Below are 21,760 nucleotides of genomic sequence, written 5' to 3'. Positions count from 1 at the left end.
TCGTCATTTACCTTAGAGCGTGGGGCTCCAGCAAATATTTAGTGCCGGTCGAGCCGGAGGAATAGGCCGTTATGATGACCGGATCCAGTGCTTCGCTCAGGGATATGTGTGCCGCATAAGTACTGGCAAAGGTGGTTGTCAGTTCAGCGGCAACCTTTTCACGGAGCCGGTGCGTGACGTTCGCCCCGGCTTTAGTGAGGAAGTGGGTCATCAGCCAGCCGCCAACGCCCCAGGCTGCGCCATAATCACCCTGCAGAAGACGAGGTGAAGGATCCAGCACGCCATAGATATAAACTTGTTTATGCACGGGTGAACCGTATCGGCTGAACGGAAGTGAGCGCCGCTGGGCCTGTTCCATACAGGCCAGTAGCGTGCTGGCCATAGTGCCTCCGCCAATGGCGTCAAAAGCGAGCGTCGCCCCTGTTTCCTCCAGGGCCTGCGTCAGGCATAACTCAAAATCCGGGCGTGAACTGTCGATGATATGGCGAGCCCCCATGCCGGACAGAATATCGACCTGCGCCTGGCGGCGAACAATATTAACCAGTTCAATGCCTTCCTGTTGGCACAGCCGAAGGAGCATTTGTCCCAGGCTTGACGCCGCGGCGGTATGTACCAGCGCGGTGTGCCCTTCCCGCCTCATGGTTTCCACCATCCCCAGTGCCGTCATCGGGTTGATCGACGCGGCCGCACCTTCCACGGCGGTGATGCCTGCTGGCAGCAAAAAGCACTCTGTGGCCTTTGCCAGCCGATATTGGGCATACATGCCATCACGCAAAGCTACAACCCGCCCCAGGTACTGCTGCACGTCGCGACCCGCTGCAACGACTGTGCCTGCTCCTTCATTGCCGACGGCAAGCGCCTGGCCAATACGTGCAGACATTCCTTTTATCGCATCCGGCGAGAGAGTCCCCCGAACGCCAGGAAAGCCGTTGACTGTTATTGCCTCCAGCGCATCTGGTTTCAGTCCTGGGAACATCATCAGGCGGTCGGCAGGGTTCACAGGCGCGGCTTCAACCCGAATCACAATTTCGTCACTGGCCGGGGTCGGCACTGTCTCTGATGCTGCCTGCAGCGTTAGCGTACCGTCTGGCATCAGGCTTGAACGGAGTACCAGGCCTTCGAAGTTGTCAGTCATGGGGTGTGTCCTGTATTGCTTAATTAAGGCGTTATGCCGTCAAAAACAACGCGGCGGGTATGTTCAACAAAAGCGGCATCCAGCGGGAAGATGCCGGTTAGCATTCGGTAAATAATGGGGCCATATAGCGAGTCAACCAGTGCTTCCGGATCCAGCCCTGAACGAAACTGGCCCAGTTCAATACCCCGCCGGAAAGCGGCCTTGGCGGCTTCACGCCTGGGCTTCAGGTAGCCAGTGTAAAATGCGGCACGCATCTCTGCGTCAGCCTGGCTGGCACCAATCATTTCACCAAAAAGCGCACCAGCGCGGCCGCGGTAAACCCGGACGAGATTATCCAATTGCTGTTCGATATCACGGCGAGCGAAGGGCGTTTCAGGAAATGCGAGCGTGGGGTTGATGGCTGCTAAAAAAGCGTCCACAGCTAAAACCCCTTTGCTGGCCCACCAGCGGTAAATTGTCGCTTTTCCGACACCAGCCTGAGCGGCAACACCCTCAATAGACATGCCCTGAAAGCCAAGGGTATTGAGTTGTTCCCAGGTCGCCTCAAGGATCGCCTGGCGTGAAGCTTCGCTACGTTTGCGCCCGGGACTGGCGGTGACCTCGTTGTGCATTGGGCTTCATTCCTTTTATTCGACTGGAGATATTAATTACGATACGATCCGTTTCATAATTAGGCGAGAGATTTCTGCGTCCACCCCACAAAAAGAAAAAGAGTCACTTTTGATACAGGGATGAAATCGTCGCAGGTGTTTTTTTAATCCGGGACTCGTCGCGAAAAAAACATCGTCTCAAACCAACACCATCCTGTCCGTTTTTGGTCTTAGCATCCGTGATATCCCTTGTCAGAATGGTTTTAACCCCATCAACAAGGAGTCCGAAAATGTCACGTTCAGCGCTGATCAATATTGATACCCAGCAGTCTTTCTTTCACCGGGATTATTGGCAGGAAGACGATATCCCGGCGTTCCAGCTGGCGATGCTGACGCTTATTGCTGGCTGCCAGCACAAAGGGATACCCGTGGTGGATATCTTCCATGTGGACGAAGACGATGTCTTTTCGCTGGCTTCCGGGTTTGTTACGCCGATGCCATTTTTACGCCACGAGCCAGCGGTCAGTTTCCAGAAACACGTCCACAACGCGTTCACCGATACCGGGCTTGATCATTGGCTCCGTACCAGAGACATCAACCACCTGATTATCTGTGGGATCCGCACCGAGCAATGCTGCGAAACCACGACGCGGGTGGCATCTGACCTGGGTTACCGGGTTTCTTTTGTTAGCGAGGCAATGCTGACCTTCCCGATGACCTGGAAAGGCGTTACGCTGGACCCCGCCACCTTGCGTCACCGCACAGAAACCGTGCTGGCAGGGCGGTTCGCCGAAATTCAAACTGTAGCCGAGTGCCTGGAGTCGCTGTAATGAGTGTAGGGGTCTGGTTTGTGGTGCTGCCGGGAGTTTTGTCCCTCGATCTGAGCGGCCCGGCGGAAACGCTGGTGCTGGCGAAGAACGCATTTGACCTGCACTACATTGGCCCGGACCCTGAGGTCGAAACCTCTATCGGCCTGACGTTCAGCGGCATTCAGCCGTTACCTGAAACCCTTCCCGTCGGGAGCCTGCTGGTGCTGCCCGGCGTATGCGATTCAAACCGCTTTTTTGCCACACCGCAGGCGGAAGAAGTCCGACGCTGGTTAACCCGCCTGCAGCCGCAAATCCACAGCCAGCAGCTTAATCTGATGTGCGTTTGTTCCGGGGCGCTACTGGCAGCCCGTGCGGGTCTGATGCACGGCATTCAGTGCACAACGCATCATGACGTGCTTGAGCGGCTGAGAATCGCAGCGCCTGGTGCGCAGGTGAAAGACAACCGCATTTTTGTGGAAGATCGGGGCATCTGGACTAGCGCAGGGATTACGTCGGGGATCGATCTCGCTCTGCATTTAATTAACCGCTACTGCGGCCCACGGGTGGCACTGGATGTTGCCAGGGAGATGGTGGTCTGGTTCCGCCGCTCGGGCGACGATCCGCAGCTTTCGCCCTGGCTACGTTACCGAAACCACATTCACCCGGCGGTGCATCGTGCACAGGATTTGCTCTCGGCTGCGCCTGAGGCAGCCTGGCCGATCCCCGAAATTGCTAGCCGGGTTCACGTCAGCCCCCGACATTTATCCCGTCTTTTTCAGCATCACCTGGGCATTTCCGTGCGCGACTATCTGGAGCAGCTCCGGCTGGCGGTGGCGGAACAGCGGCTTCAGCAGGGGCAGCGTATGGAACAGGCGGCCAGCGCCGCCGGATTTTCCTCCCCGCGCCAGCTTCATCGGGCCAGGGGCAGGAGCCGCGACGCTTAGCTCACCAGTTTTTTGCGGTCGAGTTTTCCTATCCCAAAGGCCAGCAGCAGGCTGCCCGCCAGCGTCGCACCGAAGATCCACAGAATATCCAGCACCGGCCAGTGGGTCAGCTCGATATTATGGGTACGCAGGTAATGGATAATCAGCGCATGAAACCCATAAATACCTAGCGAGTAGCGTGAGATAAACGTCAGGCCCGGCAGTGGGCGCTGGTTCAGGCAGTTTTTGGCGACGACCAGCAGGCTGATGGCGGCGATAAACACCAGCGGGCCGCAGTAGACGTAGAAGGTTTCGGCGAAGTTTTTGTTGATTTCCAACTGCCGATGAGTGCCCAGCGCAATGGAGATGACGCAAATCACAAACAGGCCGGCCGCCAGGCCGCTGACGCCTTTTCTTTGGGTATCGAGCATCCCAATCGCCCGGCCAAGCAGCCCGTAAAGCACGTAATAGAAGGTGTCGCCGTTGATGTAGAGGTTAACGGGCATCCAGCGCATGTTGCCCAACGTCTGCGGCACCGTGTTGGGGTTTGCCACCACGCCGAGCAGCACCATCAGCCCCAGGATTGTCACCGCGCTGACTTTCTTCACCTGTATCAGCGGTGAAAGCAGATAAATCACCATAATCGCGAAGAAGAACCACAGGTGATAGAACACCGGCTTGACCAGGATGTAACGCAGCGCAAGGCCAGTGCTGATGGGGGTAAACAGCCAGATATACAGCAGCGCAATGGCGCTATAAAACAGCAGGCAGCTGACTATCCGGAGAAAGTGGCGCTGCTGCGCGCTCCGTTCACCAAAAAACAGGTACCCGGAAATCATGAAAAACAGCGGGACGCTGACGCGAGAAGCCGAGTTCAGAACGTTTGAAAAATCCCAGCTAAACGCGGTGACGGCGTGTGGATTCGTGATGTACCAGGTTGTGGTGTGGATCATGACCACCATCAGGCAGGCGATGCCCCGAAGGTTGTCTATCCAGTTTATTTTTTGCTGCATTCGTTCCTCTGAACCCGCTTGCTTACCCGTGTCCGGAAATGTCTGAGTTTGCCCGGCGCATCTTGCTATCCCCGTGGCGGCTTCGCAAAATGCCTGCTGCACGAGGCGTCGATATAAGAAACCGAGTTTAACGTACTGGTAGCGAATGATGATGGCAGAAAGAAAAAATAGGCTTCTCTTAACCGCTTTTCTGGCGTTAATGCTCAGCGCCTGCAGTTCTCCATCTCAGGAAGGTCAGGCCGCGCAGAAGTTGCGCCCGGTGGTTCACACCGAGGAGATGGAGCTTGCCTGTAAAAATCAGGCCGCTTATCGCTACAACACCCAGCCGCAGCGCATTAATCTGTCAGATTTTAAGCAGTATCAGGCCAGCTACGAAATGATGGGCAGCACGGCCCGCAAAGAGGGCTTTACCTGTTCGTTTGACGAAAGCGGTCAATTTTCACACCTTTCCAGCCGCGAAAACCTCAACCAACGCGCAACAACCTGACGCCTTTTTCCCTCACGGCCGTTCCGTTGCCGTGTTGATACAACTCGACCGCGTTTGCGTATATACTGGCCGCTTCTCTTAAATCCACCGAACGCGTGCGAATTCAACATGCAAAAGTTTGATACCAAGACCTTTCAAGGCCTGATCCTGACCTTACAGGACTACTGGGCTCGCCAGGGCTGTACCATTGTTCAACCTTTGGACATGGAAGTAGGCGCAGGCACCTCTCACCCGATGACCAGCCTGCGTGCCTTAGGGCCGGAGCCAATGGCCACCGCTTATGTGCAGCCGTCCCGCCGTCCTACCGATGGCCGCTATGGCGAAAACCCGAACCGTTTACAGCACTACTATCAGTTCCAGGTGGTGATTAAGCCTTCCCCGGACAACATTCAGGAGCTGTACCTCGGGTCGCTGAAAGAGCTGGGTATGGATCCAACGATTCATGATATTCGCTTCGTGGAAGATAACTGGGAAAACCCAACGCTTGGCGCGTGGGGCCTGGGCTGGGAAGTGTGGCTTAACGGTATGGAAGTGACGCAGTTCACCTACTTCCAGCAGGTTGGCGGCCTGGAGTGTAAGCCGGTGACCGGCGAAATCACCTACGGTTTAGAGCGCCTGGCCATGTACATTCAGGGCGTAGACAGCGTTTACGACCTCGTATGGAGCGACGGCCCGCTGGGGAAAACCACCTACGGCGACGTGTTCCACCAGAACGAAGTGGAGCAGTCCACCTATAACTTCGAATACGCCGACGTGGACTTCCTGTTCACCTGCTTCGAGCAGTACGAGAAAGAAGCCCAGCAGCTGCTGGCGCTGGAAACTCCGCTGCCGCTCCCGGCCTACGAACGTATTCTGAAAGCCGCTCACAGCTTTAACCTGCTGGATGCGCGCAAGGCCATTTCCGTGACCGAGCGCCAGCGCTATATCCTGCGCATTCGCACCCTGACCAAAGCCGTGGCCGAAGCCTACTATGCTTCTCGTGAAGCGCTTGGCTTCCCGATGTGCAATAAGAAAAACTAAGAGGCCACCATGTCTGAAAAAACTTTTCTGGTGGAGATCGGCACTGAAGAGCTGCCACCAAAAGCCTTGCGCAGCCTGGCTGAGTCCTTCGCTGCCAACGTTACCGCCGAGCTGGATGCAGCCAACATCGCGCACGGCGAAGTAAAATGGTTTGCTGCCCCGCGTCGCCTGGCGCTGAAAATCGCTAATCTGGCGGCTTCACAGCCGGATCGCGAAGTTGAAAAACGCGGCCCTGCGGTGTCTGCTGCGTTCGACGCTGAAGGCAAACCAAGCAAAGCCGCTGAAGGCTGGGCTCGTGGCTGCGGGATCACCGTTGACCAGGCCGAGCGTCTGGCTACCGACAAAGGCGAGTGGCTGATGTACCGCGCCCACGTGAAGGGCGAAAGCGTGCAGGCTCTGCTGCCAAACATGATTGCCACTTCTCTGGCGAAGCTGCCGATTCCTAAACTGATGCGCTGGGGCGCGTCCGATATCCAGTTCGTGCGCCCGATTCATACCGTGACGCTGCTGCTGGGTGACGAACTGATTCCTGCCACTATTCTGGGCATTCAGTCCGCTCGCGTGATCCGCGGCCACCGCTTTATGGGCGAGCCGGAGTTCACCATCGACAATGCCGACCAGTATCCGCAGATCCTGCTGGAGCGCGGGAAAGTCATTGCTGATTACGAAGCGCGTAAAGCCGCCATCAAACGTGATGCCGAAGAAGCTGCCCGTAAAATCGGCGGTCAGGCTGACCTGAGCGAAAGCCTGCTGGAAGAAGTTACCTCGCTGGTGGAATGGCCAGTGGTGCTGACCGCGAAGTTCGAAGAGAAATTCCTGGCCGTGCCTGCCGAAGCGCTGGTTTACACCATGAAGGGTGACCAGAAGTACTTCCCGGTCTACGCGGCCGACGGCAAACTGCTGCCGAACTTCATCTTCGTGGCGAACATCGAGTCCAAAGACCCGGTGCAGATCATCTCCGGTAACGAGAAGGTGGTTCGCCCGCGCCTCGCAGATGCCGAGTTCTTCTTCAATACCGACCGTAAAAAGCGCCTGGAAGACAACCTGCCGCGTCTGGAAACAGTTCTGTTCCAGAAAGAGCTGGGTACCCTGCGCGACAAAACCAACCGTATCGAAGCGCTTTCCGGCTGGATTGCGGGCCAGATTGGCGCCGACGTGAATCACGCGACCCGCGCTGGCCTGCTGTCTAAGTGCGACCTGATGACCAACATGGTGTTCGAGTTTACCGACACCCAGGGCGTGATGGGCATGCACTACGCGCGCCACGACGGCGAAGCGGAAGACGTTGCGGTTGCGCTGAACGAGCAGTACCAGCCACGCTTTGCGGGTGATGCCCTGCCGTCTAACCTGGTGGCCTGTGCCGTGGCGATTGCCGATAAGATGGACACCCTCGCGGGCATCTTTGGCATTGGCCAGCATCCGAAAGGCGATAAAGACCCGTTCGCGCTGCGCCGCGCCGCGCTGGGCGTGTTGCGTATTATCGTTGAGAAAAACCTGCCGCTGGACCTGCAAACTCTGACCGAAGAAGCGGTTCGCCTCTACGGCAGCAAGCTGACCAACACCAACGTGGTAGATGAAGTTATCGACTTCATGCTGGGTCGCTTCCGCACCTGGTATCAGGAAGAAGGCCACGCGGTTGACACCATCCAGGCTGTTCTGGCGCGTCGTCCTACCAAACCGGCTGACTTCGATGCTCGCATGAAGGCGGTTTCCCACTTCCGTACTCTGGAAGCGGCGGCATCTCTGGCGGCGGCTAACAAGCGTGTTTCCAACATTCTTGCCAAGTCTGACGAAGTGCTGAACGACACCGTGCAGGCCACCGTGCTGAAAGAAGCCGAAGAAATTCGTCTGGCGACCAACGTCGTCGTGCTGCGCGATAAACTGCAGCCGTACTTCGCCGAAGGCCGTTACCAGGAAGCTCTGGAAGAGCTGGCCAACCTGCGCGAGCCGGTGGATGAGTTCTTCGACAAGGTGATGGTAAACGCGGAAGATAAAGATCTGCGTATTAACCGCCTGACGCTGCTGACTAAGCTGCGCGAGCTGTTCCTGCAGGTGGCAGACATCTCTCTGCTGCAGTAATGGCGTTGTGTTGTGAAGAAATCCTGAAACCCGCTTCGGCGGGTTTTTTGTTGATTTTTTTACTTTCAAATATCAATGGATTAACAAAAAGTCGCGCCAGGGGCGGTAAGGGAAATCTGCGCCGAACCGATATATCTCATATCGGCCATTACCTCAGGAACGTTCGGCGCTATGAAAAATATCAAAGTTATCACCGGAATTATCACCACGCTGGGGATCTTCAGCGTGCTCTTGCTGGTGACCGGGGCTCTGTACTACTCCTCCGTCAGCAGCGATCGCCTTAACTTCCAGAATACCGGCCTGCTGAACTACCAGCAGCAGCAGCTGGGCGGCAGCTTCCAGACGCTGGTTGAAACCCGCGTCACCATCAACCGCGTGGCGATTCGCGTCCTGAAAAATCAGCGTGACCCGGCCTCACTGGAGGCGATGAACAAGCTGCTGGCGAATGCCGGTGTGCTGTTGGCCGACGCGCAAAAGCAATTTTCCAGCTATATGGATTCCGACGATGTGCCGGGCCAGGATAAAGCCCTCGACGACAAAGCGGCGGCCAGCTTCAAGCAAATGCACGACGTTATGGCCCAGTCCATTGAGTTTCTGAAGGCCGATAACTACCAGGCCTACGGCAACCTCGATGCGCAGCAGGCTCAGGACGATTTCAAAGCCGTTTACGGTCAGTGGCTGACCCAGAACACCCGGCTGTTGAAGGCCGCCAGCGCGGAGAACCAAAGCAGCTATACCGGTATGCTCTGGACGCTGGGCACCATTTTACTGATTGTCATCGCGGCGCTGGTAGTTATCTGGCTGGGCCTGCAGCGCGTGCTGCTGCGTCCGCTGAAAAACGTGATGGGGCATATTCAGGCGATCTCTGAGGGAGATTTAACCCGCTCGATCGACGCCGAAGGGCGCAGCGAAATGAGCCGCCTTTCTGCCGGGCTCAAAACTATGCAGCAGTCGCTGGCGAAGACCGTGAGCGTGGTGCGCGACAATGCAGATTCTATTTACACCGGTGCCAGCGAAATCTCTGCCGGCAGCAGCGATCTTTCCTCACGCACCGAGCAGCAGGCGGCAGCGCTGGAAGAGACAGCGGCCAGCATGGAGCAGCTTACCGCGACCGTGAAGCAGAACACCGATAACGCCCGTCAGGCCACCGGTCTGGCGAAAAACGCCTCCGAAACCGCGCAGAAAGGTGGGCGTGTGGTGGATAGTGTGGTCAGCACCATGAACGAAATCGCCGAAAGCTCCGGCAAAATCGTGGATATCACCAGTGTTATCGACAGCATTGCTTTCCAGACCAACATCCTGGCGCTGAACGCCGCGGTAGAAGCTGCCCGGGCGGGGGAGCAAGGACGTGGATTTGCCGTGGTTGCGGGAGAAGTCAGAACGCTGGCTAGCCGCAGCGCACAGGCTGCGAAAGAGATTAAAGTACTGATTGAAAACTCGGTGTCGCGCATCGATACCGGCTCCAGCCAGGTTCGTGAAGCGGGCGCTACCATGAAGGAGATCGTTTCGGCGGTCACCCGCGTGACTGACATCATGGGCGAAATCGCGTCGGCCTCTGAAGAGCAAAGCAAAGGCATTGAGCAGGTGGCGCAGGCGGTATCTGAGATGGACAGCGTGACCCAGCAGAATGCCTCGCTGGTGGAAGAGTCCGCTTCTGCCGCGGCAGCGCTGGAAGATCAGGCTAGCGAGTTGCGTCTGGCGGTGGCGGTGTTCCAGCTCCAGCAATCCGGCGGGCGTCGTGTAGAGCCGGTGCAGGAAAAACTTCGCCCGCAGCCAGCGACATTGAAACCACAAACGGCCTCGGCCTCTGATGCAAACTGGGAAACGTTTTAATCTGGCTCTGAAATGACAAACCCCGCGTCATAGCGGGGTTGTTTTCTAACGGCGCAACGTTTTTCTAGCTTATTAACTGCTTACTGAGGCCTGGGTTGGCCTGAATCAGACGCATTAATTTCAGTTCGGTGATGGAGGGCTTGAGTCGTCTGGACTCCCATTCCTGCACCATCGTCACGCTAACCCCCATCGCCTGAGCAAAATCATCGATTTTTAGTCCGGTGCTTTTACGTAGCTGCTCAAACTCCGAGAAGGCGCTGGGTTTCTGACTCAGGCTAACGGCCTGATTATCTTTAAAAACAATCTGCTCAAGACTGCTAAGCAGCTCAATCATTGGATCTTTATATTCCATTGAGAACTCCTCATAAATCACACAGCGAGAACGTGAACGCAAAGAAGCTTATTAACTGTAGCTGGATTTAAAGCGTGCGTGGGATCACGTTAGTGGCTAAACGTGCTGAGAAAAATGCTTATGCGTTTCAGCTGAATACCCAGTCGAAGTAAGCGCTTGAAAAGGTTCTTATGGCGGGTATTAGTATAAATGTGTAAATAGTTATGCAAATCCTTAGCAAGCTAAGCCAGCCTGCGTCCCACAGGGCTTTTCGATCGTTTTCTTCCCCTGTGGAAGAAGCATAAGAGATTATTGCGAAAGGGTATCTTGCGAAGGGCTGTTGGACTATTCTTAGCATCGTTATTGGGTGGCAATTTGCCAGGTAGTGCATTGGTGACAGGAGTAGAAATGATGGCGACAGGTAAGTCCTGGTCTCGCTGGTTTGCGCCGCTGGCGGCGTTATTAATGGTGGTGAGCCTGAGTGGTTGCTTCGATAAAGAAGGCGACCAGCGTAAGGCGTTCATCGATTTTCTGCAAAACACGGCTATGCGTAGCGGCGATCGCCTGCCGACGCTGACGTCCGATCAGAAAAAACAATTTGGCCCGCTGGTCTCTGACTACGCCATTCTGTACGGCTTCTCTCAGCAGGTTAGCCAGGCAATGGACGAAGGCATGAAGCCGGTTGTGGATAGCGTGAATAGCATCCGCGCCCCGCAGGATTACATGACCCAGCGCGACGCGCTGCGCCAGGCTAACGGTTCGCTGAACGTTTTGGGTCAGCAGGTTCAAAATGCCAAGATGCAGGCCGATGGTGCGCTTGCAGCGCTGAAGCAGCCTGACGATCTGAAAACCGTTTACTATCAGGTTTACCAGAAAGTCGTCACCGGCCCGGCGAATGCCATGGCGCCGCTGATCCCAGCCGCACAGACCCTGACCCAGCAGCTGGTGCAGGTGGGTGATTTTATCGCCCAGCAGGGAACTCAGGTTGGCTTTGCTAACGGCGGAATTCAGTTCCCGACTTCCCAGCAGGCAAGTCAGTACAACTCGCTGATTGGCCCGCTGTCCGCTCAGCACCAGGCATTTACTCAGGCCTGGGCCGCAGCACAGACTGCAACGCAGTAAGTTTTATGCACTAAGAAAAGGCGGAGCGCTTCACGGCGACTCCGCTTTTTTTATGGGCAGCAAACGGTGACAAATTTAGGCTAAATTTGACCTCTCCTTTCGTTGCTCATAAAATAGACGCCACTTGTGTTACTGGAGCGAAACCATGCCTAAAACAATGTCGCAAAAAACAGCGCGTGAAAGCTTTAGCACCCCCGGCATCTTTGAAGGGGGGGCGTGGATCACCAAAAACGGTGTGGCAGAGTTATATGTTCAGACGGCCGCAGAGCGCCAGCTTGAAGAAGCCGAGAAGATGAGGGAGCGCCAGAATAATGCATTACTCAAGCTCATCATGAAGGCAAAGCAGGAAGCCGTCAGCGGGAATACATACTCTCCTGATGAGGCGCTGGCAAAACTGCGCCAGGCCAGGAAATAAGAGGGGTCATCAGGGATGAGTCGATCGATTACCCTTGCAGAAACGGCGGTAACCAGCCTCCAGGATCTTGAGTTTTTTAAAGCACAATTTATTGGTAATAATGAAGCAGCAAAACTCATTGATGATTTGTTGTTGCGTTCGGTCTCGGCCATTTCTCTCGATCCTGCCCGCTATCGGTTTAATGGTATTCTGGCCGACAAAGGAATACGTATTCGGGAGTGGCTGGATACAGATAATGACTACCGCTGCTTTTATGATGACGGCGATCCGTCTCAGGTGGTGATTCTGCTTTATGCCAGTATGAAGGAGGACTTTGAGTCCGCCTTATACCGGCATAATGTCATTTATTCGACGGGCTAGCGTTTTCTGGCCCGCCGAAAGAGCTATTTCAGCACCTGAGGATTCACGCAGTTCACTTCCACTTTACCGGTCAACGCGGTAATCAGGTTTTCCACCGCGCATTCCGCCATGCCGTAGCGGGTTTCATGGGTGGCGGAGCCGATGTGCGGCAGGGCGACCACATTCGGCATGCCGAGCAGCGGGGAGTCCAGCGGCAGCGGTTCCTGTTCGAAGACGTCCAGCCCGGCGGCGTGAATTATTCCCTCTTCCAGCGCCTGAATCAGCGCTTTCTCGTCCACCACCGGGCCGCGCCCGACGTTGATTAAAATGGCCGAAGATTTCATTTTCGCAATTTGCTCTGAGCCAATCAGGTGGCGGGTTTCGTCGCTTAGCGGCAGCAGAATACAAACGAAATCAGACTCGGCCAGTAAGGTGTCCAGGTCGCAGTATCGGGCGTTAAAACGCTCTTCCGCTTCTTTATGCTGGCGGCGGGCGTTGTACAGAATTGGCATACTGAAGCCGAAGTGCGCGCGCTGCGCCAGCGCCAGGCCGATGCGCCCCATGCCCAGAATACCGAGCGTTTTATGATGCACGTCGATACCAAACCAGTCAGCGCCAATACTGCTTTGCCATTCGCCCACCTTCACGCGCTCGGCGACTTCCACCACGCGGCGTGCGCTGGAAAGGATCAGCGCCATGGCGGTGTCGGCGACGGTTTCGGTCAGCACCGTCGGGGTGTGCATCAGCACAACGCCACGTTCGTTCAGGGCGTCCACATTGAAGTTATCGTAGCCGACAGAAACGGTAGAAGCCGCGCGCAGCTTTGGCGTATTCGCGAGAAACGCAGCGTCGACCTTGCCGCCGGAGCCCAGGATACCTTCCGCATTGGCAAACAGCGCAGCGTTCGCTTGCACGGTTTCCGGGCTGATATCGTCAAGCTGGGTGACGGTAAAGTGGCTTTCAAGCCGGGACAGCAGGTTGTCAGGCAGCGCCTTGTAGAGGATGACGGACGGCTTCATGAGATTCTCCGTTTTCGGTTAAACGCGAACCGGGCGCAAAGCGCCCGGCGCGGGGTCAGGCGTGATGTGCGCCGGACGGAATTTGTTGATGATTAGCAGGCTTCACAATCAGAGTAAGCCATACTGAGGCGAGCAGCGCCAGCCCCATAAAGACATAGGACGCCGCCGGGCTGCCAGTGGCACCGTTCAGGTAGCCCACAAACCAGGAGCCGACGAAGGAGCCCAGCGCGCCCATGCTGTTGATTAAGGCCATCGCGCCGCCGGCAACGTTCTTCGGCAGCATCTCCGGGATAATGGCGAAGAAGGGGCCATAAGGGGCGTACATCGCGGCCCCGGCAATCACCAGCAGCGTATAGGACACCCAGAAATGGTTGGCGCCGACCAGCCATGAGCCCAGGAATGCCAGGGCACCAATCAGCAGCAGCGGCCAGACGAACAGCTTCCGGTTTTGCATTTTGTCCGATGCCCAGGAAACGGCGATCATCGCGATAGTCGCGGCCAGATAAGGCACGGAAGAGAGCCAGCCGACCTCCACCATTCCCATGCCAGCCGCGCCTGCGCTGCGGATAATCGACGGCAGCCACAGCACGAAACCGTACACGCCGATGCTCCAGGCAAAATACTGCATACACAGAATAACCACGTTACGTGACCGGAAGGCTTCACTGTAGTTACGCACGGCTTTGATGCCTTCCTGCTCTTTCTGTAACTGCGCCTGCAGTGCGGATTTTTCACTGTCCGACAGCCAGCCCACCTGGGCCGGTTTATCTTTGACCAGCACCCACCAGGCAAACGCCCAGATAACCGCCGGGATCCCTTCGATGATAAACATTTCGCGCCAGCCGAAGGCCTGAATCAGGTAGCCGGAAACGACCGACATCCACAGCACGGTGACCGGATTGCCGAGGATCAGGAAGGTATTGGCGCGGGAGCGTTCGGATTTGGTAAACCAGTTGCTGATGTAAATCAGCATCGCTGGCATCACCGCCGCTTCCACCACGCCGAGCACAAAGCGGATGGCGGCCAGCATTGGAATATTGCTCACCACGCCGGTCAGCGAGGCGCAGCCGCCCCACAGAATCAGGCAGACGAAAATAAGCTTACGCACGCTGCGGCGCTCGGCGTACATTGCCCCGGGGATCTGGAAGAAGAAGTAGCCGAGGAAGAACAGCGCTCCCAACAGCGATGAAATGCCTTTGGTGATGCCCAGGTCGTCGTTGATGCCTGCGGCGGAGGCGAAGCTGAAATTGGCGCGGTCGAGGTAAGCCAGGCTATACGTGATAAACACGATAGGCATGATGTACCACCAGCGCTTTGGCGCGATTGTCTGGTTTTTCATGAAAGTGCCTCTATCTTGAGGTTAACCGTATCGCTTTGTTTGTAGGGGACAGAGCGATGGATTTGGCGTTATTCGCCCAGTGCGCTTCGGATCGGTAGCCCTTCGCTGTCACCGATGACCTGTATTGCCAGTGAGCCGATTTTGTTGCCCCGGCTGACGGCCTGATGCAAAGATTTCCCTTCCAGCAGGGCGCTGATCACCCCGACCGCAAAGCCGTCCCCGGCCCCTACGGTGTCCACTACGTTTTCCACTTTTACCGCCGCGACCGCGCCTTTCTCGCCGTCTGCGGTTTTATACCAGGCACCGTCTGCGCCGGTTTTTAGCACTACGACCTTCACGCCCTGATGCAGATAAAAATCGGCGATCCCTTCAGGCGTGTTTTGACCGGTCAGCACAATGCCTTCTTTTACGCCGGGCAGCACCCAGTCGGCCTGGAACGCCAGCTGATTAAGTTGTTTCACCATTTCGGCTTCGCTGCGCCATAGTACCGGGCGCAGATTTGGATCGAAGGAGAGCGTTTTACCCTGCTGTTTCATCGTTTTTGCCGCGTGGTTCAGCAGCGCCAGAGAAGTGTCAGAGAGCGCCGCCGCTACGCCGCTCAGGTGCAGATGGCGTGCCGAGAGGAAATACTCCTCGTTGAAATCGGCCACCGAAAGGTGGCTGGCGGCGGAGCCTTTACGGAAATATTCCACGATGGGATCGGTTCCATCTTCGACTTTGGATTTGAGCTGAAAGCCGGTGCGATATTGCTCATCGACGGTAACACCGTGGCTGTCGATGTTTTCTTTCGCCAGCTGTTGCAGCACGTAGCGGCCAAAGGAGTCGTTGCCCACGCGGCTCACCCAGCCCACGTTCAGGCCCAGGCGAGCCAGCCCCGTGGCGACATTTAACTCCGCGCCAGCCGCGCGTTTCACAAAATGTTCGGCGGCGGCAAGGTCGCCGGTTTCGCTGGCGACAAACATCGCCATCGCTTCACCTATCGTGATGACATCCAGCTGATGCATGGTTATTCCTCGCGTAAAAGATTGACGTAATGCCGGGTAACCGCGACCAGGTCCCGCCCTTCCAGCGGAAACTCAATGCCGCGTGGGGCATCTGGCGGCAGCATATTCAGCAGCCCTTTCCAGTCTGAACTGGCATCGTCCAACGCCACAGCACGGTAGCGGTTATGCTGGGCGACCGCTGTTTTGACGTGGATGTAGCTTACAGAAGGTGCCAGCGCGCGGGCGGCCTGCTGCGGAGAATCATCCACCCAAAGCCAGTTAGCCATGTCGAAAGTGAGCGTCACCGGCAGGTTGTGAACGCCGCAGGCGGCCTGGAAGCGCTGCATCGGCGCGAGTTTGCCGCTGTCGGTTTGGTCGTTCTCCACCACCAGCGCAACGGGGCTTTCGCTCAGCCACTGTTTCAGCGTGTCGAATGCCCGGGCGGTGTTGAACTGCCCGAGAGAGAGCTTGAGCCAGCGGGCATTTAGCTGGTGGGCTTCCTGCAGGAGCGAGGGGATTATCGGGTTCAGTTTGCCGTCGCCGGTGAACAGCGGCTCCGGCGCGGAATAGCAGGCCTCAAGCCCGTGCTGGGTAATTTCTCCGGCCACGCCGGACAGAAAATCCAGCTGCGTGTCGGTAAACAGTTCGCGGCGGATTTCGACGCCGTCGGCCCCCGCTTCAGCAATGATTGGCAGCACCGCCTGCTGGCCACCCAGGGCGGCAAGGCGGTCGTGGCCGTAAGCGGCGGTGACGACGATAATTTTTCGCGGCATGGCGGTCTCCAGGCGATAACAACGAACGACAGATGTTATTTACGCTAGATGGAACCGGTTCCAAAGAAAAGGTCATGCTTGCCAATTTTTGAGCGCCATCACGAACAAAAGATTTAGCGGGAGGTGGAGCCACGCACGATAAGCTCGCCGGAGAATAGCTGTTCACGCACGGTTTCAGCGGTACCTTCAATGCGCCTCACCACCTGCTCCAGCGCGGCGTAGCCTATCTGCCAGGTCGGCTGTTTCAGGGTGGTAATGCCGACGCCGGCAAGCTCTGCCCACTCCAGCTCATCAAACCCCAGCAGGCCGATATCGCTGCCCCAGCTCAGGCCGAGGCGGCGCATTGCGCGGGCAACCTGCAGCGTTAGCGCGCCGTTGGCGGAGATCACCGCTTTGCGCATTCCGCGGTTGTTGGCGTGGAACTGACGTAGCGTGTTATCTATCAGCCCGGCTTCGTGTAATGGTGTTTCTGCATTTTCGGCAATTATGCCGGGATATCGCTCAAGCGTGCTGCGAAATGCGCGTAATCTTTCATGTCGGGTGTTCACCATGCCAAGCGGTTCGCTCAGGAACAGCAGGGCTTCGAAACCCTGCTCAATCAGGTGCTCCGTCGCGTTTGTGGCGGCCTGAATATTGTCCAGCCCAACCATATCGCAGGCAAAACCCGGTATTTTGCGGTCGATAAGCACCATCGGCAGGGCCGACTGTTGCAGGCGGTTAAGCCCCTCTTCGCGCATCCCGACCGCATTGACCACGATCCCTTCCACCTGATAGCTGCGCAACAGGTCGAGGTAGTGCAGCTCCTGGTCAACTTCGTTGTTGGTGTTACATACCAGCGGCGTGAAGCCTTTCTCGCGGCAGGCGGCTTCTATGCCGCTCAGTACGTCAACGGAATAGGGATTGGTGATGTCGGCAATGATCAGGCCGATAAGGCGGGTACGGCCTCTTTTGAGGCCTCGTGCCATCTGGCTTGGGCGGTAGTCGAGTTCGGCAATGGCGCGCTCAATGCGCCCACGAAGGTCATCAGACAGCGCGTTCTGCTCGCCGTTAAGGTAGCGGGAAACGCTGGTCTTCCCGGTCTTCGCCGCTTTCGCGACATCGCTTATTGTAGGGCGCGCTGCCTTGCCGTTCATAGCCGTCTCCAGAGGGGTAACCCTGCGGAGAGTAACATATTTTTATGTGGGGGAAAGTGAGGCGGTGCCCTTGCATTCGTCAGGCAAATCGAGCCACAGCCCATTCGATAAACACCCGCAGCCTGGCGCTAAGGTGGCGGTTGGACGGGTAAACCAGGTACATCTGTTCTGGCGGCGGCTGATAGGCATCCAGCACGCTGACCAGCTTCCCGCTGTCGAGATACGGCTGTGCCGCAAAACGGACGACTTGAGTTAAGGCGGCCCCGGAAAGCGCAATGCCAAGATGGGCGTTACTTTCGTTGACACTTATCTGGTAGCGGTGTTGTACCTCGATGTTTTTTCCCCGGTCGATAAAGCGTAGCGGGTAGATGCGGTCGTTGCGTGCGTGGCGGTAATGCGCCAGCGGATACCCCTGCTCAAGTTCTTCAGGGCGGGCTGGCGTGCCGTAGCGCTGAAAGTAGTCCGGCGTCGCGCAGGTAACCCAGTCCATGGTAAACAGGCGGCGGGCAATCAAAGTGGAGTCGACCAGCGGGCCGCTGCGTATAACGCAGTCTGCGTTGTCGTTGATTAAATCCACCAGCCGATCGCTGACGCCAAGATCAATGGAGATATCCGGGTAGCGTTCAAGAAATTCCGGCAGGGCGGGGATCAGCACCTGGCGCGCTAACGATCCCCCGGCATCCACACGCAGCACGCCCTGAGGTTCGCTTTGTGATTCGGTCATGCTGCCTTCCATCTGCTCCAGGTCAGCCAGCCATTTTACGGTGCGGCGGTAATAGCATTCACCCTCTTTGGTGACCGATACGCTGCGGGTGGTGCGCTGGAACAGCTTGGTTTGCAGGTGGTTTTCAAGATTCTGAATCAACTTGGTGACGGTAGCTTTTGGCATGCGCAGCGAGTCGGCGGCGCGGGTAAATCCGCCAGTTTCAACCACGCGATTGAACACCCGAATAGCCAGCAAATGGTGATCCATAACACTCTCCAACGAAAAACCCTGTCTCAGACAGGGTTTTGTTTATCCACGTAAACAATTATCCGCATTGTTTAGCGCTAATCATCCGGGTGCGCAAGGAGAGGCCGAAAACTAGCGTGGCCGAGAGCATCAGCGCCCCGCCAAACAGCATCGCGCTGCTTACGCCATGCCAGTCCACCACTTCACCGCCGAGCAGAGCGCCTGACGCCAGCGCAATCTGAATCACCGTGACCAGCAACGACTGGCCGGCTTCTGGCGCATCTGGCACCGCTTCAAACATCCAGTTTGTGGCGCAAACCGGAACGGCCCCAAAAGCCAGGCCCCACACCAGCACCATGACCGTAGCGCCGGCCAGGCCGCTGAGTAACGGAGAAACGATCAGGATGATGGCCAGCATTGCCGTCACCAGAATAAAGGTCGCGCGCAGGCTGTGTTCCGCCAGGCGCTCACCGATAAAGGTTCCCAGCAGGCCAACCGCGCCGTAGGCCAGCAGTTGGAAGGTGATCACCGATGGGCTGAGGACAAAGACCTGTTGCAGCAGTGGACGCAGGTAGGTGTAAGCCGAGAAGTGGCCCACAAACAACAGCACGATGGCGATAAGGCCAATGCGGGCCATCGGCAGGCGCAGTGGAGACAGTAAATCCTGAACGGTAACCGGGCGGCCTGGCGGCACGGAAGTCAACAGGCGAAGCTGGGCGAGCAGCGTGATGGCGGCTAACCCGGCGCTGGCAAAGAATGCTGAACGCCAGCCGAACAGGTCGCCAATTAATGCTCCGGCCGGGACGCCGCAAACTGCACCAATGGACACGCCGCTGACAATCAATGCCACTGCGCGTCCCTGGCTCGCTTCCGGCACAAGGTGGCGGCCATAGTTCATTGAGAATGACCAGAACCCACCGACGCAGATCCCCAGCAGCACGCGACCCGTTAGCATCATTGGGAAGTTCACGGCCAGCGCGGACACAAGGTTTGAGACGACCAACAGCAGCGACAGGCCAAGCATCAGCAGGCGGCGGTCGAGGCTACCTGAAGCTAGGCTCAAAACTGGCGCGGCGACGGCGGCAACAATGCCTGGCATGGTGACCATCAGCCCGGCGGTACCGGTGGAGACATTGAGGGAGGGTGCGATGTTGGTCAGTAAACCGATGGGTAAGAACTCGGTAGTAACCATGACAAAACAGGCCACAGTCAGGGAAAAGACCGCGATCCACGGGGATGTTGCAGGTTTATCTTTATTATCAGGCATAAAAGTGTGCTTCCGCAGAGGCTACATGAGTGACGAGGATCACAATTTACGCAGTCAGCGGCGACGAATAAATGCAGGATTTATGATTTCACTGTTTCTGTGGAGGAATAATGTGAGTGAGATTTACGTTTTGATTAAAATGTATATTTAATCAAGTGGATAGTTGAATACCCTCCCCCAAAAGGGAGAGGGTAAAAACGATTAACGCAGTTCCCCATTAACATCCTGGTCAACCGCGAAACACGCTACCAGCTGGCCGTTGCCGTAGTCTTTCAACTGCGGCTGGAGCTGGTTGCATGGCCCGAAGCGACGGCTGCAGCGGGCGTTAAAGGCGCAGCCCGGCGGCGGGTTCAGCGGGCTTGGCAGCTCGCCGGTCAGCTTGATGCGTTCGCGACGTTCGTCCGGGTTCAGGCGTGGCGTGGCGGACAGCAGCGCCTGGGTGTACGGGTGGCGCGGGTTAGAGAAAATCTGCTCTTTGCTGCCTTTCTCCACGCAGCGGCCCAGGTACATTACCATCACTTCATCGGCGATGTGCTCCACCACCGACAGGTCGTGGGAGATAAACACGTAGGACAGCCCCAGATCCTGCTGCAAATCCATCATCAGGTTCAGTACCTGAGCACGTACCGACACGTCGAGCGCGGAGACCGGCTCATCGGCAATCACCACGTCCGGGTCAAGCATCAGGCCGCGAGCGATAGCGATACGCTGGCGCTGGCCGCCGGAGAACATGTGCGGATAGCGGTCGTAGTGCTCGGTTTTCAGACCTACTTTCGCCATCATCTCCAGCGCTTTTTCGCGGCGCTCGGCTTTGCTCAGGCTGGTGTTGATTTGCAGCGGCTCTTCCAGGATCTGCCCCACCTTTTTACGCGGGTTCAGCGAGCCATACGGGTTCTGGAAGACGATCTGGATTTTCTGCCGACGCAGCTTTTCCGCCGAGGCATCCGGGATCAGCAGATCCTGGCCCTGGTAGTAAAGCTCCCCGCCGGTCGGGACTTCTATCATGGTCAGCAGGCGGCCAAGGGTGGATTTCCCGCAGCCGGATTCACCGACGACCGCCAGCGTTTTGCCGCGCTCGAGGGTGAAACTCACGCCGTCCAGCGCTTTCACCAGGCGTTCTGGGGCGAAAAAGCCCTTCTTCACCGGGTAGTGTTTTTTCAGGTCGATGGCCTGCAACAGCGGTTGCGCGGCGGCCTGTTGGGTACTCATAGGGTTGGCCTCCCGGCATCATCGAGTGGGTAGTGGCATTTGGACTGACGCCCGTCTGCCAGCAGGGTTAACGCTGGCTCTTCGCTGCGGCATTTGTCGGTCGCATACGGGCAGCGCGGGTTCAGCAGGCAGCCGTTCGGGCGGTCGTATTTGCCCGGAACCACGCCCGGCAGCGAGGCCAGACGCGCTTTATCCTGAGCAAATTCCGGCAGCGCGCGGAGCAGCGCCTGAGTGTACGGGTGGCGAGGCGCGCGGAAGATATCGTGGGACGACCCCGCTTCCACAACCTGGCCTGCGTACATCACGATGATTTTATGGGCGGCTTCGGCAACCAGCGCGAGGTCATGGGTGATCAGGATCAGCGCCATGTTCTCTTTTTGCTGCAGCTCCAGCAGCAGCTCGATGATCTGCGCCTGAATGGTCACGTCGAGCGCGGTGGTTGGCTCATCGGCGATCAGCAGCTTAGGACGACAGGCAATCGCCATGGCGATCATCACGCGCTGGCTCATGCCGCCGGAAAGCTGGTGCGGGTATACGTCGAGACGTGAAGCCGGGTCAGGAATACCCACCTGGGTCAGCAGGTCGATTGCGCGCTGGCGGCGGGTTTTCTTGTTGCCACCCTGGTGCACCTTAATGGCTTCCATAATCTGGAAACCGACGGTGTAGCACGGGTTCAGGCTGGTCATCGGGTCCTGGAAGATCATCGCCACTTCGGCGCCCACCAGGTTGCGGCGCTCTTTCTCAGAAATGCGCTTCAGGTCCCGGCCGTTGAATTCCAGTTTTTCCGGCATCACGCGGCCAGGGAAGTCGATAAGCCCCATGATCGCCAGTGAACTGACGGATTTACCGGAGCCGGACTCGCCCACGATGCCGACAACTTGCCCCTGATCCACGCTATAGCTAATGCGGTCCACGGCACGGAACGGTGCGTCTTCGTCGCCGAAATGCACCGATAATTTATCTACATTTAATAACGCCATCTCGAACCT

Annotated in this window: 22 protein-coding genes; 9 read left to right on the top strand and 13 right to left on the bottom strand. The window is 57.1% G+C overall.

Annotated elements, in window-relative coordinates:
* Positions 1–7: 7 nt before the first annotated feature.
* Entirely contained in the window at positions 8–1,135 is a 1,128-nt protein-coding gene (locus tag LH23_RS04910) for an NADH oxidase (protein WP_039289020.1), read from the bottom strand.
* A gap of 23 nt (positions 1,136–1,158) precedes the next feature.
* Positions 1,159–1,746: a TetR/AcrR family transcriptional regulator gene (locus LH23_RS04905; RefSeq protein ID WP_039289018.1), complete on the bottom strand. Its 588-nt coding sequence runs from the start codon at positions 1,744–1,746 to the stop codon at positions 1,159–1,161.
* Positions 1,747–2,015: 269 nt separating this feature from the next.
* On the opposite strand from LH23_RS04905, the gene LH23_RS04900 reads away from it, so the two are divergent.
* A complete protein-coding gene (locus tag LH23_RS04900; RefSeq protein WP_039289016.1) occupies positions 2,016–2,555 on the top strand; it encodes an isochorismatase family protein in 540 nt (179 codons plus the stop codon).
* Entirely contained in the window at positions 2,555–3,478 is a 924-nt protein-coding gene (locus tag LH23_RS04895; RefSeq protein WP_039289014.1) for a GlxA family transcriptional regulator, read from the top strand. Before LH23_RS04900 ends, LH23_RS04895 begins: the two co-directional genes overlap by 1 nt.
* Here LH23_RS04895 and LH23_RS04890 read toward each other — a convergent pair.
* Positions 3,475–4,470: an acyltransferase gene (locus tag LH23_RS04890; protein ID WP_039289012.1), complete on the bottom strand. Its 996-nt coding sequence runs from the start codon at positions 4,468–4,470 to the stop codon at positions 3,475–3,477. The two genes, LH23_RS04895 and LH23_RS04890, sit on opposite strands and share 4 nt — an antisense overlap.
* Before the next feature lie 199 nt (positions 4,471–4,669).
* On the opposite strand from LH23_RS04890, the gene LH23_RS04885 reads away from it, so the two are divergent.
* The 4 genes from LH23_RS04885 to tcp all read left to right on the top strand — a co-directional run bounded on the left by LH23_RS04885 (position 4,670) and on the right by tcp (position 9,889).
* Positions 4,670–4,957, top strand: a complete 288-nt coding sequence (locus tag LH23_RS04885; RefSeq protein WP_409335184.1) for a YsaB family lipoprotein — start codon at positions 4,670–4,672, stop codon at positions 4,955–4,957.
* 108 nt (positions 4,958–5,065) lie between these two features.
* Positions 5,066–5,977 (top strand): glycine--tRNA ligase subunit alpha, encoded by a 912-nt coding sequence (glyQ, locus tag LH23_RS04880; protein ID WP_016538773.1) that lies wholly within the window; start codon positions 5,066–5,068, stop codon positions 5,975–5,977.
* A 9-nt stretch (positions 5,978–5,986) separates the two neighbouring features.
* Positions 5,987–8,056, top strand: coding sequence for a glycine--tRNA ligase subunit beta (glyS, locus tag LH23_RS04875; protein ID WP_039289007.1), 2,070 nt, complete (start codon positions 5,987–5,989; stop codon positions 8,054–8,056).
* A 171-nt stretch (positions 8,057–8,227) separates the two neighbouring features.
* A complete protein-coding gene (gene tcp / locus LH23_RS04870; protein WP_039289005.1) occupies positions 8,228–9,889 on the top strand; it encodes a methyl-accepting chemotaxis citrate transducer in 1,662 nt (553 codons plus the stop codon).
* Between the two features lie 64 nt (positions 9,890–9,953).
* On the opposite strand, the gene LH23_RS04865 is transcribed toward tcp, so the two are convergent.
* Positions 9,954–10,241 carry an HTH-type transcriptional regulator gene (locus LH23_RS04865; RefSeq protein WP_039289003.1) on the bottom strand — a complete coding sequence of 96 codons (288 nt, stop codon included), beginning with the start codon at positions 10,239–10,241 and terminating at the stop codon, positions 9,954–9,956.
* 390 nt (positions 10,242–10,631) lie between these two features.
* Between LH23_RS04865 and LH23_RS04860 the strand changes: the two genes are divergently transcribed.
* The 3 genes from LH23_RS04860 to LH23_RS04850 all read left to right on the top strand — a co-directional run bounded on the left by LH23_RS04860 (position 10,632) and on the right by LH23_RS04850 (position 12,117).
* The gene (locus LH23_RS04860; protein ID WP_039296391.1) at positions 10,632–11,342 is read left to right on the top strand and encodes a DUF3053 domain-containing protein; all 711 of its coding nucleotides are present in this window, start codon (positions 10,632–10,634) and stop codon (positions 11,340–11,342) included.
* Positions 11,343–11,487: 145 nt separating this feature from the next.
* Positions 11,488–11,757 (top strand): hypothetical protein, encoded by a 270-nt coding sequence (locus tag LH23_RS04855; RefSeq protein WP_039289001.1) that lies wholly within the window; start codon positions 11,488–11,490, stop codon positions 11,755–11,757.
* Positions 11,758–11,772: 15 nt separating this feature from the next.
* On the top strand, positions 11,773–12,117 hold the full coding sequence (locus LH23_RS04850; RefSeq protein ID WP_039289000.1) for a hypothetical protein: 345 nt from the start codon (positions 11,773–11,775) through the stop codon (positions 12,115–12,117).
* Between the two features lie 23 nt (positions 12,118–12,140).
* Here LH23_RS04850 and ghrB read toward each other — a convergent pair whose 3' ends face one another.
* The 9 genes from ghrB to dppD form a co-directional block, all read right to left on the bottom strand.
* Positions 12,141–13,115, bottom strand: coding sequence for a glyoxylate/hydroxypyruvate reductase GhrB (gene ghrB, locus LH23_RS04845; RefSeq protein WP_039288999.1), 975 nt, complete (start codon positions 13,113–13,115; stop codon positions 12,141–12,143).
* 55 nt (positions 13,116–13,170) lie between these two features.
* A complete protein-coding gene (locus LH23_RS04840) occupies positions 13,171–14,454 on the bottom strand; it encodes an MFS transporter (protein WP_039288997.1) in 1,284 nt (427 codons plus the stop codon).
* A 68-nt stretch (positions 14,455–14,522) separates the two neighbouring features.
* Positions 14,523–15,458, bottom strand: coding sequence for a sugar kinase (locus tag LH23_RS04835; RefSeq protein WP_039288995.1), 936 nt, complete (start codon positions 15,456–15,458; stop codon positions 14,523–14,525).
* Between the two features lie 2 nt (positions 15,459–15,460).
* Positions 15,461–16,210 (bottom strand): sugar phosphate isomerase/epimerase family protein, encoded by a 750-nt coding sequence (locus LH23_RS04830; RefSeq protein WP_039288993.1) that lies wholly within the window; start codon positions 16,208–16,210, stop codon positions 15,461–15,463.
* A gap of 113 nt (positions 16,211–16,323) precedes the next feature.
* The gene (locus tag LH23_RS04825; protein ID WP_039288991.1) at positions 16,324–17,343 is read right to left on the bottom strand and encodes a LacI family DNA-binding transcriptional regulator; all 1,020 of its coding nucleotides are present in this window, start codon (positions 17,341–17,343) and stop codon (positions 16,324–16,326) included.
* Positions 17,344–17,422: 79 nt separating this feature from the next.
* A complete protein-coding gene (locus LH23_RS04820; protein WP_039288989.1) occupies positions 17,423–18,316 on the bottom strand; it encodes a LysR family transcriptional regulator in 894 nt (297 codons plus the stop codon).
* Positions 18,317–18,374: 58 nt separating this feature from the next.
* Complete coding sequence (locus tag LH23_RS04815) at positions 18,375–19,562, bottom strand: MFS transporter (RefSeq protein WP_039288986.1); 1,188 nt, start codon at positions 19,560–19,562, stop codon at positions 18,375–18,377.
* Positions 19,563–19,763: 201 nt separating this feature from the next.
* A complete protein-coding gene (gene dppF, locus LH23_RS04810) occupies positions 19,764–20,771 on the bottom strand; it encodes a dipeptide ABC transporter ATP-binding subunit DppF (RefSeq protein ID WP_039288984.1) in 1,008 nt (335 codons plus the stop codon).
* On the bottom strand, positions 20,768–21,751 hold the full coding sequence (dppD, locus tag LH23_RS04805; protein WP_008457613.1) for a dipeptide ABC transporter ATP-binding protein: 984 nt from the start codon (positions 21,749–21,751) through the stop codon (positions 20,768–20,770). Before dppD ends, dppF begins: the two co-directional genes overlap by 4 nt.
* Positions 21,752–21,760: the final 9 nt, after the last annotated feature.

It is taken from the genome of Cedecea neteri (assembly GCF_000758305.1).
Classification (GTDB): Bacteria; Pseudomonadota; Gammaproteobacteria; order Enterobacterales; family Enterobacteriaceae; genus Cedecea; species Cedecea neteri_C.
Note: the sequence above shows the minus strand (reverse complement) of the source record. Positions and strands in the feature narration are given on the sequence as shown.